The sequence below is a fragment of the Paraburkholderia sp. SIMBA_027 genome (assembly GCF_046535315.1).
GTDB lineage: Bacteria > Pseudomonadota > Gammaproteobacteria > Burkholderiales > Burkholderiaceae > Paraburkholderia > Paraburkholderia tropica.
On sequence record NZ_JAWRWY010000837.1, the window covers coordinates 1 to 263 of the forward strand.

A 263-nucleotide genomic window follows, 5' to 3' on the forward strand; every position below is an offset into this window, starting at 1 on the left:
GGATGGCGGCTTGATCGCATTGATGATCTCGGCAAGCGCCGGCTTCAGTTTCGCCGAGACCTGATCGGTCGCCAGATTGGCATCGACGAAGCGGCCGATATCGTGGGTCGGGAGATGATCGAGCGTATCGGGAAGCTCGGCCTGCGTCAGATCGCAGGTCATGACGATCGTCTCGTCGAAATGCGTCCAGTTCTGCGCTGCCACCAGATCCACCAGCAAGGGCGAGCAGAGCGGCGTTTGCCGCAAAACCGCCGGGCGGCCAT

1 protein-coding gene is annotated in these 263 nt (G+C 62.0%); it reads right to left on the reverse strand.

Translation table 11 applies throughout. The features are described 5' to 3' along the window. The coding region (locus SB764_RS41420; RefSeq protein ID WP_410866957.1) for a hypothetical protein at positions 1-219 on the reverse strand (219 nt) is incomplete at its 3' end. Positions 220-263 lie beyond the last annotated feature (44 nt).